Origin of the sequence: Roseomonas sp. CAU 1739 (assembly GCF_039839775.1) — a bacterium.
In the GTDB taxonomy this organism is placed as follows: Bacteria; Pseudomonadota; Alphaproteobacteria; order Acetobacterales; family Acetobacteraceae; genus Neoroseomonas.
The window spans coordinates 21,261-34,350 of the sequence record NZ_JBDOQQ010000015.1; the positions used below are offsets into that span (position 1 = coordinate 21,261).

Sequence of the window (13,090 nt, forward strand, 5' to 3'; positions counted from 1 at the left end):
GCAGGTAACGATGCGCGCTTTTGCACGAGACGGCTTGCGCGATGCCGTGGCGACAGGATGCCCGATGCGAAAAGGGCGCCGCCCGCGCTGCGGACGACGCCCCCTCGCCGGGATCGGCGACGACGTCAGTCCATCGGGGTTTCCGCGGCCGGCGCCGGGGCGGCGGCAGCGGCGGCCTTGGCGGCCTTGTTCGCGGCGCGCGTGGCGGCGGCCTTCTTCGCTGCTTCGACGCGGGCGGCGGACTTCACGACGGCCTTCTTCGGAGCGGCCTTCTTGGCGACGGCCTTCTTCGGGGCGGCCTTCTTGGCGACGGCCTTCTTGGCAGCCGGCTTCTTGGCAGCGGCCTTCTTCGGAGCGGCCTTCTTGGCGGCAGCCTTCTTCGGAGCAGCCTTCTTGGCGACGGCCTTCTTCGGCGCGGCCTTCCTGGCAGCCGGCTTCTTGGCAGCGGCCTTCTTCGGAGCGGCCTTTTTGGCGGCGGCCTTCTTCGGCGCGGCCTTCTTGGCAGCGGCCTTCTTCGGAGCAGCCTTCTTGGCAGCGGCCTTCTTCGGAGCGGCCTTCTTGGCAGCCGGCTTCTTGGCAGCGGCCTTCTTCGCGGCCGGCTTCTTGGCAGCCGGCTTCTTCTTGGCCGGCGCCTTCTTCTTCGCGGCGGCCATGGCCATCGGCTGGGCGCGCAGGCCTTCCTCGGCCTCGGTGGTCTCGATGATGTCCGTCATGGTGTGTGGTGTCTCCGTGCGTTCCGGTGAGTGGGGCGCGACGCGTGCAGATGCGGCGGCTCCGTGGGGGACAGCAGGTGGGAACCGGCCGGCGTCAGGCGCGCGGATCCCGTGGCGCGCTCCATCGGCTGTTGGATGGTCGTCCGATCGTGGGCGGCGCAGTGCGGCGCGAACGCGGCATATCCCCGCCGCGGGTCGCTTCCGGTTTCTCTGTCGCCGGGCTGCAGCAGCTGCGCTGCATGACCCTGCGATGCGGGACGGATGGCGTTCGTCGCTTTCCGTCCCAAGAGCCTGCGGTCCATCGACCGTCCTTCCCTGCTGCGGCGGTCACCCTTCCCGACGCGTCGTTGGTCTCTGCTGCAAGGCGATCCGACTCTGTCGTGCGGAGCGTTGTGCGAGAGAGCGAGTCCGACGAATCGCGCAAGATGATTCGCGCGCCGAGCACGCTATCTGCACGCGCATATTGCATGTCAACAAAATCCGTGCGCACGCGCGCGCAATTCGCGCGTTGTCGTCGTCACGATGCGCATTGTGTGGTGCGCGTGTCGCATTCGCGGCGACATCGTGGTGCGCAACGCATCGCCGCGATGCGCGTTCACCTCCCGCCGCGTCGCGTTCGCGCGGCGGGAGGATGCGTCGGTCAGCCGCGCTGCGGCAGCGGCACGACGGGGCGCTGTTCGACGCCGGTGTAGACGGACAGCGGACGGATCAGCCGGTTGTCGGCGGCCTGTTCCAGCACGTGCGCCGCCCAGCCGGTGATGCGCGAGCACACGAAGATCGGCGTGAACAGCGGGATGTCGAAGCCCATCAGGTAGTAGGCGGGCCCCGCCGGGAAATCGAGGTTCGGGTGGATGTTCCTGCGTTCCAGCATGATCTTGGCGAGCACGTTGGAGGTGTTCATCCAGCGCTTGTCGCCCACCACCTCGGCCATGATCTCGGCGTACTTCTTCATGGTGGGCACGCGGCTGTCGCCGGTCTTGTAGACCCGGTGGCCGAAGCCCATCACCAGCGCCTTGTGGTCGAACTTGCCTTCCAGCCAGCCCTCCGCCGCCTCGGGGGATGGGATCTCCTTCAACATATGCATGACGGCCTCGTTCGCGCCGCCATGCAGCGGGCCCTTCAGCGCGGCGATCGCCGCGGTGATGGCGCCATGCATGTCCGCCTGGGTCGAGGTGACCGTGCGCGCGGTGAAGGTGGAGGCGTTGAAGGTGTGCTCGGCGTACAGGATCATGCTGACGTCGAAGGCGCGGAGCACCTCCGGCTGCGGCACCTTGCCGAACACCATGTTGAAGAAGTTGGCGCCGAAGGACAGGGACGCGTCGGGCGCGATCGGCGCCTGCCCCTTGCCCGCCCGGTGGGCGGCGGCGACCGCGGTCGGGATCTTCGCCAGCAGCCGCACCGCCTTGCGGCGCTGGGCGGCGTCGCCGATGTCGGCCCATTCCGGGTCCTCCATCCCCATGAAGGAGACGGCGGTGCGGATCGCATCCATCGGATGCGCGTCCTTCGGGAAGTCGGCGATCACCCGCAGCAGGGCGGGGGACAGGGCGCGGTTCGCCTTCTCCTCCGCCTGGAAGGCGGCGAGTTCGGCCTTGGACGGCAGCTCCCCGTTCCACAGCAGGAAGGCGGTCTCGTCGAAGGAGGCGAGTTCGCAGAGGTCCTGCACGGCATAGCCGCGATAGGTCAGGCTGTTGGTCTCCGGCATCACCTTCGAGATGGAGGAGACGTCGGCCAGGACGCCGACCAGGCCTTTCTTGATGTCAGCCGCTTCGCTCATGGGGTGCTCCCGCTTGTCGTGGTGTCCGTATCCGGGGCGCCGGCATCCCTCACGTACAGGATGTCGGGCTCCCCTTCCTCCGTAGTCGCGCCGTCGCTGATGGCGGCGGCGCGGAAGCCATGGTGTTCGTAGAAGGCTCGGGCGCCAGTGTTGCGCGCGATGCAGAACAGGGAAAGGCGTGGGCCAAGCGCGGCAGTCGCCTCCGCCAGCAGACGGCTGCCGATGCCGCGCCGATGCGCCGCCGGATCGAGATACAGGTGCAGGATCATCGGCCCATGGACGCCGTCCCGGCCGAAGCCGATGTAGCCGACCGGGCGGTCGGCCAGCATCGCGACGCGGACCGTGTGCTGCGTCATGAGGTGGGTGGCGAGCCAGCCGGCGACCTGCGCGGCATCATGCGCCTCCCGCAGGCCGGGCATGGCTGCGGCGCGCGCGGCGAGGAACAGCCGGGCGAGGAGCGGCGCATCCGCCGCCACCCCCGCCCGCACGCTCACCGCCGCCGTCACGTTCAGAAGATGCCCGGCTTGCTTTCCGCCAGCGCGCCGGCCGGGAGTGCGACGTTCAGCGCGCCGAGGTCGCCCGCCTTCAGCTTCGGCAGGTCCTGCACCAGCTCGATGAAGCGGTTGGCCTCGCGGGCGGTGATGATGCCATCGGCCAGGGTGCGGAACTTGGCGATGTAGTCCGCCCGGGCGAAGGGCCGCGCGCCGTTCGGGTGGGCGTTGGCGACGCCAAGCTCATCGACCAGCTTCGAGCCGTCCTTGAACAGGATCTCGACGCGGCCGCCGAAGGCCAGCTCGTCTGGGTCCTTCGAGTGGTACTTGCGGGTCCACTCCGGATCCTCGGTGGTGGTGACCTTCTGCCACAGGCGCACCGTGTCGGCGCGGCCGGCGCGCCGGGGCGCGTAGCTGTCCACATGGTGCCAGCGCCCGTCCTGCAGGGCGACGGCGAAGATGTACATCATAGAGTGGTCGAGCGTCTCGCGCGACGCCTTCGGGTCCATCTTTTGCGGGTCGTTCGCGCCGGTCCCGATCACGTGGTGGGTGTGGTGGGAGGTGTGGATGACCACCTTTTCGATGGCGTCGAAGTCGCTGATCTGTTCGCGCATGCGGAAGGCGAGGTCGATCAGCGCCTGGGACTGGTACTCGGCCGAGTGCTCCTTGGTGTAGCTCGACAGGATCGCGCGCTTGGGCTCCCCGGGTTCGGGCAGCGGCACCTGGTAGTAGGCCGGGCCATAGACGTCGTCGCGGTTCGACCGGCCGGACAGCACCCAGGCGATGATGGAATCCTCGCCTTCATAGATGGGGGAGGGCGCGCCCTCGCCGCGCATGCAGCGGTCCACCGCCTCGATCGCGAGCTTGCCGGCATGGGCGGGGGCATAGGCCTTCCAGCTGCTGATCCCGCCCTTGCGCGACTGGCGGAAGGTCACGGTGGTGTGCAGCGCCTGCTGGATGGCCTGGAACACCACCTCCTGCTTCAGCCCCAGCAGCGTGCCGATGCCGGCCGCCGCCGAAGGCCCGAGATGGGCGATGTGATCCACCTTGTGCTGATGCAGGGAGATGGAGCGCACCAGGTCAATCTGGATCTCGTAGCCGGTGGCGATGCCGCGGATCAGGTCGCGCCCCGACTTGCCCATCGCCTGCGCGACGGCGAGGACCGGCGGGATGTTGTCGCCAGGATGGGAGTAGTCGGCGGCGAGGAAGGTGTCGTGCATGTCCAGTTCGCGCACCGCCGTGCCGTTCGCCCAGGCCGCCCATTCCGGCGAGACGGTGGTGCCCGCCTTCATGCCCATCACCGGCGCCCCGCCTGCCTTCTTCGCATGGCCCAGCGCCATGCCGCGCGCGGAGACGACGGCGCGGCGGTTGACCGAGGCGATGGCGACCGAGGCGTTGTCGATGACCCGGTTGATGATCATCTCCTGCACGTCCTTCTCGACCGGCACCTTGTCGGTGGCGACCGCAGCCATCTTCCAGGCAAGCTGATCCTCGCGCTTCAGCAGCGCCTTCGACGGATGGACCTTCACGGGGTGGAGCTTCACGAGCGTTCTCCCTTCACAGCAGAGTTGGCGGCTTTGTGCCCCCGTCCGGCGTGATCGTCCAATCCGATCGACAGCCGAGTGGGATGGTGTTTCCGCACCGCGATGTCCGTCCGTGCGGTCCGATGTGGGGACCGGTCGCGCAGCCGATGCGGGTGGCGATGAACCGATCCCCGGCCAGGACGGCGCGAAAAGGCCGAGCCTTCAGCGCCAGCGCTGCCTATGGTGATGCGCGATGCGCCCTACCGCTCCGTTCTGGCTCACCGCAGCCTTCATCGTCGGCGTGTTCCTGTCGGGCATGCAATATTGGCTGCTCTCCTACCGGCAGGCGGAACTGCCGGTGGCGGTGATGGGGCCGGGGCTGCTGGCCCTGCCGGTGATCGCCGCGGCGCTGGTCGCCGCGAGGGTGGCTGCGCCGCGGCGCGCGCTGGTGGTCATGATGTCCTGCCTGCCCTGCGCGATCATTCTGCGCGTGGTCGCCGAGACCTGGCGGGATCCGACATCGCATAATCTCTGGCCATTCGAGGTCGTGATGGCGATCCTCGTCGGGCTGGTGGCGGTGCTGCCCGGGGTCGGCATCGGGGTGTTCCTGCGCGGGCGGTAGGCGCCGCGACGCCCGGTCAGCGCAGGAAGCGCTTTTCGACCTGCCGCATGTGATCATCGCCCTGCAGGGCGAAGACCTCCTGCACGCTGGCGATGCGGGATTCGACCCCGGCGATGCCGCCTTCGGCCAGGATGCGGGCGAAGGTGTCGCGCATCGCCGCGACCGCCGCACGGATCGCGTGGTTGCCGCAGATGATCAGCCCGACCTTGTTCAGCGCCGCGACCTCTGCGAAGGACAATTGCGGATAGGCGGTCGGCACCAGCACCAGCGGCACCTGGCCGGGCCAGGCGCGGCAGAAGGCGACGATCTCGTCCGGCGTCTTCTGCTTGGAATGGATCAGCACGGCATCCGCGCCCGCCTCGGCATAGGCCGCGCCGCGGCGCAGCGCTTCGTCCTGCCCCAGGCCGGCGATCAGCGCCTCGGTGCGCGCGATGACCAGCGGGCCGCCTTCGATGCGGGCGGCTTCGATCTTGCCCTGGAACTCCTCGATCGGGACCAGCTCCTGCCGGCCGCCGACGCGGAGCGAGGAATCCTTGGGGAAGGTCTTGTCCTCCATCACCACCGCGGCGACGCCGGCGGCAGCATAGCGCGGCACCAGGTAGGCGACCGAGACGGCATTGCCGCTGCCGGTGTCGATGTCGGCAACGACCGGGGCGTCCTGCACCTCGACCATGGCGCGCATGGCGGCGAGATGCGTGTCCCAGGACAGGATCGAGGCATCCGGCACCGCGTGGGCGGCGGAGAGTTCGAAGCCGCTGCCCCAGATCGCGTCGAAGCCGGCCTCGGCGGCGAGCTTCGCCGACAATGGATTATGTGCCGACATGGCGATGGCCGGATGGTCGGGGGTGAGGCGGGCGCGTAGCCGCGCGGCGGGCGTTTCCATGACGCGATGGTCCACCGGTGCGGCCAGCGCATCAAGCCGGACAACCCTGCCCGGGGTGGGCAGGTCGCGCGCCCGGGGCTAGCCTCCGGCCATCCTTCTGCCGGGAGTCCCCGCCCATGTCCGACGCCGCCCCCTTCGACCGTGTCATCCGCGGCGATATCGTCCTGTCAGACCGCGTGCTGCGTGACGGCTACGTCGCCATCCGCGGCGAGACGATCGCCGCGATCGGGGAGGGGGTGAGCCCGCCGGCTAAGGCGGTGACGGATTTCTCCGGCAAGTATGTGCTGCCCGGCCTGGTGGATGGGCACATGCATACATCGTCCTCGCGCGGCTGGCCCGGCATCAAGGGCGCGTCGATGAGCGCTGCCGCCGGTGGCGTCACCACCTGCGTCGACATGCCCTATGACGTGCCGCGGCCGGTGACGGATGCCTCGATCCTGGCCGAGAAGATCGAGGTGGTGAACAGCCTGTCCCATGTGGACATGGCGCTGTACGGGACCATCAAGAAGGAAGGCGGGGTGGACGCCATCGCCGGGTTGGCGGAAGCCGGCGTCTGCTCCTTCAAGCTCTCTACATATGAGTATGACCCGGTGCGCTTCCCGCGCATCGACCACCCGACCATGGTCGCCGCCTTCCGCGAGATCGCCAAGACCAACCTGATGGTCGGCATCCACAATGAGGACCAGGAGATCGTGGTCCGCATGACGGCGGAGGCGAAGGCCGCCGGCCATACCCAGCCGATCTGGCATTGCCGCACCCGCCCGCCGCTGTGCGAGACCATGGCGGATCTGGAAATCTTCGAGATCGGGCTGGAGACGGGCGCGCATGTCCACATCGCCCATTCGTCCCTCGCGCGCGGCTTCGACATCGCCGAGGTGTTCCGCCGCATGGGCGCCAAGGCTTCGGGCGAGGCCTGCATCCAGTATCTGTGCATGACCGAGGAGGACATCATCCGCCTCGAAGGCTTCGGCAAGTGCAACCCGCCCTTCCGCACAGCCGATGAGGTGTCGCGCATGTGGGAGGCCTTCGCGGCCGGCAAGATCGCCTATGTCTCGACCGACCACGCGCCTTGGCCGAAGGATCGCAAGACGTACACCGGCGACATCTTCACGGTGGGGGCGGGGCTGACGGGGATGCAGTCCTTCGCGCCGCTGATGTTCACCCTGCTGACGGAACGCTCCCTGCCGGTGACGCTGATGGCGAAATACTGCGCCGAGCGGCCGGCGAAGTTCCACGGCCTGTTCCCGAAGAAGGGTGCCATCCGCATCGGCGCCGACGCCGATTTCGTGGTGATGGAAACCGGCGACTTCACCTTCGATGCGGCCGAGATCCAGGACGACGCGGATGCCCGCTGGTCGCCCTATGACGGGCGGCGCATGTCGGCGCGTGTCGCCTCCACCTGGCTGCGCGGCGCCTGCATCTGGGACGGCAAGGCGGTGCTGGCCAGGCCGGGGACGGGGCAGTTCGTGCCGCGGCAACACAATGGGTCGTATGTCGGCGATGAGTGACAAGCGCCCGCCGGGCCATTGGGTCAAGCGCCCGCCGCGGCCCTCGCGCGCCGGCGACGCGCCGCCGCCGCGCCAGAAGCCGGGCTTCGCGCAGTCGATGATCGCGGTCGCGGTCGGGCTGGTGCTCGGCCTGCTGGGGGCGAGCCTAGCGGCCCAGGCGGGGATGCGCGAAGGCGTCCCCGGGCTGCTGCTTGGCGGCGGCTTCTGCCTGGGCGCCGCGCTGGTGTGGCGCGCTTTCGGTGGCACGCTTCAGGATTTCAGGGATTTGTTCCGATGAGCACTGGCGACTACTGCGTGGAGCACCTGGCGCTGGACCTGCCGCTCGGTGCCGGGCGCGGTGCGAAGCTGCCGCTTGCAGGGCGAGTGGTGAGGGCCGGATGAGATCGAAGCTGGTCTGGGTGCCCCTGACGGCCGCCGTGCTCGCGTTCGGACTGAATTTCTATCTCCGCGGTTCCTGGCCGATAGTGGACTTCGGCCAGCTGATCGGACCAACAGTTGTCGGGATCATTGCGGGCGTTGCAGCTTTACTCGGATTGCGCCACGGCGCAGGGAGAAAATGAGTTGAACAGTCGCATCCTTCGCCTCGCCGGCGCCCAGATGGGCGCCAACCAGAAGGCCGATAGCCGCAGGCAGATCCTCGACCGCATGATCGCGCTGCTGGAGGACGCGGCGGGGCAGGGCGCGCAACTCGTCGTCTTCCCGGAACTGCCCTTCACCACCTTCTTCCCGCGCTGGCTGTTCGCCACCCAGGCCGAGGTCGATGCCTGGTTCGAAACCGAGATGCCGGGGCCGAACACCCAGCCGCTGTTCGACCGGGCCAAGGCGCTCGGCGTCGGCATGTATGTCGGCTATGCGGAACTCACGCCGCAGGGGCAGCACTTCAACACGTCGATCACGGTCGGGCCGGATGGGGCAATCCTCGGCAAGTACCGCAAGATCCATTTGCCCGGCACGGTGGAACCGCGCGTCGGCGACCGCTTCCAGCAGCTGGAGAAGCGGTACTTCGAATATGGCGACATGGGCTTCCCCGCCTTCCGTGGCCCGGAAGCCTGGGGGCGCGCCATCATGGGCATGCTGATCTGCAACGACCGCCGCTGGCCGGAAGGCTGGCGCGTCTATGGGCTGCAGGGCGTGGAGCTGATGCTGATCGGCTATAACTCCGCCGCCTATGACCCGATGGGCGGTACCACCGAGGACGCTTCACTGCGCACCTTCCACTCGACGCTCGCCGCGCAGTCCAACGCCTATATGAATGCGACCTGGGCGGTCTCGGTCGCGAAGGCGGGCAATGAGGATGGGTCGGGGCTGATCGGCGGGTCGGTCATCGTCAGCCCCAACGGCATCGTCGTCGCCGAGGCGAAGACACTGGGTGACGAGGTGATCCTCGCCGAGGCCGACCTCGACGCCTGCCGGCAGGGCAAGGAGAAGATGTTCAACTTCGCCGCCCATCGCCGCCCGCAATGGTACCGCGCCATCGTCGACCAGGTGGGCGCCGTCCCGCCCGCCTGACGCGGGCCGCATGATGCCGGCGCGGGCTTCCCCCGCGCCGCTTGCTCCTGCCCCGGCCGGCGCCCAAACTCCGCCCCAACAATCCAGGGACGAAGGAAACATCGCCATGGACGGTATCCTCACAGTCACCGCGACCGAGGCACCCGTGCGGGCTTGGCTTGCGGATTTCGCGGCGGCGATCGAAGCCGCCGACGCCACGCGCCTCGCCGCGCTGTTCGCGCCGGAATGCCATTGGCGCGACATCCTCGCCTTCGATTGGGACCTGCACACCGTCTCGGGGGCGCCCGCTATCGCCGAGCGGCTGGCCGGGGGGCTCGGGCAGGTCGCGCCGCGCCACTTCGCGCTGGCCGCCGACCGCACGCCGCCGCGCCGCGTCACCCGGGCGGGAACCGAGGCGATCGAGGCCATCTTCACCTTCGAGACCGCCATAGGACCCTGCAACGGCGTCGTTCGCCTGGTGAATGACGATGGCGCCCCGCGCGCCTGGACGCTGATGACCGCGCTGGACGAAATCCGTGGCCATGAAGACCCGGCCAATGGCCGGCGCTGGCAGGATGTCGATTGGAAGCGGAATTTCGGCGGCGAGAATTGGCTCGACCGGCGGAAGAAGGCGGTCGCCTATGCCGAGCACGACCCGGCGGTGCTGGTGGTGGGCGCGGCGCAGGCGGGGCTTTCGGTCGCGGCGCGGCTGGGGATGCTCGGCGTCGATACGCTGGTGGTGGACCGGGAAAAGCGGATCGGCGATTCCTGGCGCAACCGGTATCACGCGCTGACGCTACACAATGAAACGCGCGTCAACCACCTGCCCTACATGCCGTTTCCCAAATCCTTCCCGGTCTTCATTCCGAAGGACATGCTGGCCAATTGGTTCGAGCTCTACGCCGAGGCGATGGAGCTGAATGTCTGGACCGGCACGTCGCTGGAAGGCGGGTCGTGGGATGACGCGGCGCAGTGCTGGGACGTGACGCTGATGCGCGCCGACGGCAGCACGCGGCGGATGCGCCCGCGCCACATCGTCATGGCCAATGGCGTGTCCACCACGCCGATCATGCCGGACCTGCCGGGCCTGAAGGACTTCAAGGGCGCGGTGCGGCATTCCGGCGGCTATGGCAGCGGACTCGACTGGGCGGGCAAGCGGGCCCTGGTGCTCGGCACCGGCACATCCGGGCATGACGTGGCGCAGGACCTGGCGGTGTCGGGCGTAGGTGAGGTGACGATCATCCAGCGCCGCCCCTCCCTGGTGGTCAGCCTGAAGGAAGCCCAGGCGCCCTACGCCCTGTATGACGAGGAAATCCCCTTCGAGGACAAGGACCTCCTCGCCACCTCCTTCCCCTATCCGGTCTATCGCCGATCGCATCAGCGCATGACGGAGATGAACCGCCATGCCGACCGCGTGCTGCTCGACGGTCTGGAGAAGCGCGGTTTCCGACTGTCCTTCGGCGATGAGGGGTCGGGGTGGCAGTTCCTCTATCAGAACCGCGGCGGCGGGTATTACTTCGATGCCGGCTGCTCGCAGCTGATCATCGATGGCCGCGTCGGGCTGATGCAATACGCCGATATCGAGCGCTTCGGCCCGGATGGTGCCGTGATGAAGGATGGCTCGGTGAAACCCGCCGATTTGATCGTGCTGGCGACCGGCTATGAGGGTCAGGCGGCGGCGGCGCGCCGGCTATTCGGCGATGCCGTGGGCGATCGGATCGGCCAGGTCTGGGGCTTCGACGCCGAAGGGGAGTTGCACGGCATGTGGCGGCCGACCGGCCAGCAGGGCATGTGGTTCCACGCTGGCGGGCTGGCGCAATGCCGCATCTATTCGAAAGTGCTGGCGCTGCAGATCAAGGCGCGGGAATTGGGGATGGTCGCGTGATCGAGGTGGTGCAGGACGACGAGACCGGTCACTTCAGGATCGTGACCTTCCGCGGCGAGACGCTGGGTCTCACCACCACGCGCGCGGCGGCGAACGACCTCGCGGAATTGATGCTCGAAGCCTGGGAGGAGGCGATGTCCGCCGCCGCCGCCCGGGCGCGCATGAAGCATGGGGCGGCTGTCATCGAGCCGCGCTGACGCCGGTTGGCGGCGGGGCGGGGATCGCCGCCTATGAGGCCGGTGCCTGGCCATAATTGAGCAGTGGCCGCGGTGGGTTCTCGGGAAATGCGTGACTGCCTTGTGGAATGGCGACCCAGTCCTGGGCACTCCGCGTCCAGACATGGACGGCCGGGCGCAGGCCAGTTGAGTCGTCAAGCGTGCCGACGCGGACGGTCTGGTAGAGCTGCGGCGCGGTCCCTCGTTCCATGCCCAGGATCGCGGTTCCGCAATCCGCGCAGAACCAATGTGTCAGCGTTGCCCCGCTGTCGGCCGTCCTGGTCTGCGGCTTCAGCCGGCCCCGGGTCAGGCGGAAGTCGCGATCGGGAACGATCAGCGACACGACGAAGGCACTGCCGCTGCGCCGCTGGCACGCTGTGCAGTGGCAGGCGAAAATGACCGTCGGTGGGCGCGCCACGGCGTACCGGATGGCGCCGCATTGGCATCCGCCTTCACGCGGAAAGGTCACCGCAACCTCCGTCTCGCACGCGATGGTCCTGCTACGGTCGATCCTTCCGGCAGTCAACGAGACCGGCTCCGGCTGGCGGCATCTTGCGTCGGGGAGGCGCGGCGGGATGGCGCATCGGCTGCGCCGCGTCGCCGGCCGCCGACGCATGAGATAATGTGCGGCGGAACGCCGTTTTGGAGTCCTCGCCGATGACCCGCAGCCTCATCCTCGCCGCCGCCCAGCTCGGCCCCATCCAGAAGGCCGAGGGCCGCGACGTTGCCGTGGGGCGTATCGTGCGCTTGATGGAAAAGGCGCATCGCATGGGCGCGGAGGTCGTGGTCTTCCCCGAACTCGCCCTGACCACCTTCTTCCCGCGTTGGTACGAGGAAGACATCGCGACCGCCGACCACTGGTATGAATCGGCCCTGCCGTCGAACGAAACGGCGCCGATCTTCGAGGCCGCGCGCAAATACGGCATCGCCTTCCATCTCGGCTTTGCCGAGAAAACGCCGGACGGCCATCGCTACAACACCGCGGTCTTCGTCAGTCCGAATGGCGAGATCATGCTGAAGTACCGCAAGGTTCATCTGCCGGGTCACAAGGACTACGACCCGATCCGCAAGGTGCAGCACCTGGAGAAGCGGTATTTCGAGGTCGGCGACCTCGGCTTCCCCGTGGTGCGCGCGCCGGTCGCCGGCCATGACGTGAATGTCGGCATGATGATCTGCAACGACCGCCGCTGGCCGGAATCCTGGCGCGTGATGGGGTTGCAGCAGGTCGAACTCGTCATGCTCGGCTACAACACGCCGTCGCTGAACATGGACAACCGGGGGTTCGAGGCGCACCATCTGCGCGTCTTCCATTCCCACCTGACCATCCAGGCAGGGTGTTATCAGAACGCCTGCTTCGCGGTCGCCACCGCCAAGGCGGGCACCGAGGACGGGCACGAGTTGTTTGGCCATTCCATCATCGTGAATCCGCAGGGGGAGATCATGGCCCAGGCGACCTCCTGGGGCGATGAGCTGATCGTCGCCGAGGCCGATCTCGGCATGTGCGAACTGGGCCGCACGACGATCTTCAACTTCGAGAAGCATCGCCGCCCCGAAGCCTATGGCCGCATCACCGACCAGGTCGGCAGCATGGCGCCGGCGGTGTGGACACCTCCAGGCTGAATGGCTTCGCGCGGCGCGTCTGTGCTTCTAGTATCTCCGGCAATGACCACCAGGACGAACCCGCCATGCGTCGCCTCCTGATCACGGCTCTCCTTGTCGCCGGCGCCTGCGAACAGCGGCCGCCGATCCCGATCACCTATGTGCCGCAGGCGCCGACCCCGGCCTCGGCCGGCACCGCGGCGCAGCAGGATTCCCGCCGCGTGAACCGCGCCATGGGCCAGGAAACGCGCCAGGACCGCGCCGCCGACGCCGATCCCTATGCGGCTTCTATGGCCGGGACGCCGACGCCGGGGACCGACCTCGATGTGGGCGGCAACGACGTCGGCCAGGCGGCGCCCCAGATCGGCATTCCCTTCCGGGACTTCTGA

Annotated in this window: 14 protein-coding genes; 8 read left to right on the forward strand and 6 right to left on the reverse strand. The window is 68.3% G+C overall.

The features are described from left to right. Positions 1 to 125: 125 nt before the first annotated feature. From AAFN86_RS21415 to AAFN86_RS21430, 4 genes are all read right to left on the reverse strand, one after another. Positions 126 to 713 carry a histone H1-like repetitive region-containing protein gene (locus AAFN86_RS21415; RefSeq protein WP_347545591.1) on the reverse strand — a complete coding sequence of 196 codons (588 nt, stop codon included), beginning with the start codon at positions 711 to 713 and terminating at the stop codon, positions 126 to 128. A gap of 640 nt (positions 714 to 1,353) precedes the next feature. Then, positions 1,354 to 2,487, reverse strand: a complete 1,134-nt coding sequence (locus tag AAFN86_RS21420; protein ID WP_347545592.1) for a bifunctional 2-methylcitrate synthase/citrate synthase — start codon at positions 2,485 to 2,487, stop codon at positions 1,354 to 1,356. Beyond that, a complete protein-coding gene (locus AAFN86_RS21425; RefSeq protein ID WP_347545593.1) occupies positions 2,484 to 2,993 on the reverse strand; it encodes a GNAT family N-acetyltransferase in 510 nt (169 codons plus the stop codon). Before AAFN86_RS21425 ends, AAFN86_RS21420 begins: the two co-directional genes overlap by 4 nt. A 2-nt stretch (positions 2,994 to 2,995) precedes the next feature. Next, complete coding sequence (locus AAFN86_RS21430; RefSeq protein ID WP_347545594.1) at positions 2,996 to 4,522, reverse strand: MmgE/PrpD family protein; 1,527 nt, start codon at positions 4,520 to 4,522, stop codon at positions 2,996 to 2,998. Between the two features lie 232 nt (positions 4,523 to 4,754). Between AAFN86_RS21430 and AAFN86_RS21435 the strand changes: the two genes are divergently transcribed. Continuing rightward, on the forward strand, positions 4,755 to 5,123 hold the full coding sequence (locus AAFN86_RS21435) for a hypothetical protein (RefSeq protein WP_347545595.1): 369 nt from the start codon (positions 4,755 to 4,757) through the stop codon (positions 5,121 to 5,123). 16 nt (positions 5,124 to 5,139) lie between these two features. Here the strand turns inward: AAFN86_RS21435 and AAFN86_RS21440 are convergent, their stop codons facing one another. Then, complete coding sequence (locus AAFN86_RS21440; RefSeq protein ID WP_347545596.1) at positions 5,140 to 6,006, reverse strand: phosphonopyruvate hydrolase; 867 nt, start codon at positions 6,004 to 6,006, stop codon at positions 5,140 to 5,142. A gap of 116 nt (positions 6,007 to 6,122) precedes the next feature. On the opposite strand from AAFN86_RS21440, the gene AAFN86_RS21445 reads away from it, so the two are divergent. The 5 genes from AAFN86_RS21445 (at position 6,123) to AAFN86_RS21465 (ending at position 11,084) form a co-directional block, all read left to right on the forward strand. Beyond that, a complete protein-coding gene (locus tag AAFN86_RS21445; protein WP_347545597.1) occupies positions 6,123 to 7,514 on the forward strand; it encodes an amidohydrolase family protein in 1,392 nt (463 codons plus the stop codon). Then, positions 7,507 to 7,791 (forward strand): hypothetical protein, encoded by a 285-nt coding sequence (locus AAFN86_RS21450; RefSeq protein WP_347545598.1) that lies wholly within the window; start codon positions 7,507 to 7,509, stop codon positions 7,789 to 7,791. The genes AAFN86_RS21445 and AAFN86_RS21450 overlap by 8 nt, the downstream gene beginning before the upstream one ends. A gap of 320 nt (positions 7,792 to 8,111) precedes the next feature. After that, positions 8,112 to 9,023 (forward strand): N-carbamoyl-D-amino-acid hydrolase, encoded by a 912-nt coding sequence (locus tag AAFN86_RS21455; protein WP_347545736.1) that lies wholly within the window; start codon positions 8,112 to 8,114, stop codon positions 9,021 to 9,023. 106 nt (positions 9,024 to 9,129) lie between these two features. Continuing rightward, positions 9,130 to 10,887: an NAD(P)/FAD-dependent oxidoreductase gene (locus tag AAFN86_RS21460; RefSeq protein ID WP_347545599.1), complete on the forward strand. Its 1,758-nt coding sequence runs from the start codon at positions 9,130 to 9,132 to the stop codon at positions 10,885 to 10,887. Continuing rightward, the gene (locus AAFN86_RS21465; protein WP_347545600.1) at positions 10,884 to 11,084 is read left to right on the forward strand and encodes a hypothetical protein; all 201 of its coding nucleotides are present in this window, start codon (positions 10,884 to 10,886) and stop codon (positions 11,082 to 11,084) included. Before AAFN86_RS21460 ends, AAFN86_RS21465 begins: the two co-directional genes overlap by 4 nt. Positions 11,085 to 11,115: 31 nt before the next feature. Here the strand turns inward: AAFN86_RS21465 and AAFN86_RS21470 are convergent, their stop codons facing one another. Further along, complete coding sequence (locus tag AAFN86_RS21470) at positions 11,116 to 11,571, reverse strand: GFA family protein (protein ID WP_347545601.1); 456 nt, start codon at positions 11,569 to 11,571, stop codon at positions 11,116 to 11,118. A 188-nt stretch (positions 11,572 to 11,759) separates the two neighbouring features. Between AAFN86_RS21470 and AAFN86_RS21475 the strand changes: the two genes are divergently transcribed. Beyond that, entirely contained in the window at positions 11,760 to 12,722 is a 963-nt protein-coding gene (locus AAFN86_RS21475; protein WP_347545602.1) for an N-carbamoyl-D-amino-acid hydrolase, read from the forward strand. Between the two features lie 65 nt (positions 12,723 to 12,787). Continuing rightward, entirely contained in the window at positions 12,788 to 13,090 is a 303-nt protein-coding gene (locus tag AAFN86_RS21480) for a hypothetical protein (RefSeq protein WP_347545603.1), read from the forward strand.

What these genes read in the sequence shown, in the direction of transcription:
- AAFN86_RS21450 (WP_347545598.1), top strand. Translation starts at nt 7,507, where the DNA reads ATGAGTGACAAGCGCCCGCCGGGCCATTGGGTCAAGCGCCCGCCGCGG.
- AAFN86_RS21460 (WP_347545599.1), top strand. Translation starts at nt 9,130, where the DNA reads ATGGACGGTATCCTCACAGTCACCGCGACCGAGGCACCCGTGCGGGCT.
- AAFN86_RS21435 (WP_347545595.1), top strand. Translation starts at nt 4,755, where the DNA reads ATGCGCCCTACCGCTCCGTTCTGGCTCACCGCAGCCTTCATCGTCGGC.
- AAFN86_RS21455 (WP_347545736.1), top strand. Translation starts at nt 8,112, where the DNA reads ATGGGCGCCAACCAGAAGGCCGATAGCCGCAGGCAGATCCTCGACCGC.
- AAFN86_RS21480 (WP_347545603.1), top strand. Translation starts at nt 12,788, where the DNA reads ATGCGTCGCCTCCTGATCACGGCTCTCCTTGTCGCCGGCGCCTGCGAA.
- AAFN86_RS21420 (WP_347545592.1), bottom strand. Translation starts at nt 2,487, where the DNA reads ATGAGCGAAGCGGCTGACATCAAGAAAGGCCTGGTCGGCGTCCTGGCC.
- AAFN86_RS21440 (WP_347545596.1), bottom strand. Translation starts at nt 6,006, where the DNA reads ATGGAAACGCCCGCCGCGCGGCTACGCGCCCGCCTCACCCCCGACCAT.
- AAFN86_RS21475 (WP_347545602.1), top strand. Translation starts at nt 11,760, where the DNA reads ATGACCCGCAGCCTCATCCTCGCCGCCGCCCAGCTCGGCCCCATCCAG.
- AAFN86_RS21415 (WP_347545591.1), bottom strand. Translation starts at nt 713, where the DNA reads ATGACGGACATCATCGAGACCACCGAGGCCGAGGAAGGCCTGCGCGCC.
- AAFN86_RS21445 (WP_347545597.1), top strand. Translation starts at nt 6,123, where the DNA reads ATGTCCGACGCCGCCCCCTTCGACCGTGTCATCCGCGGCGATATCGTC.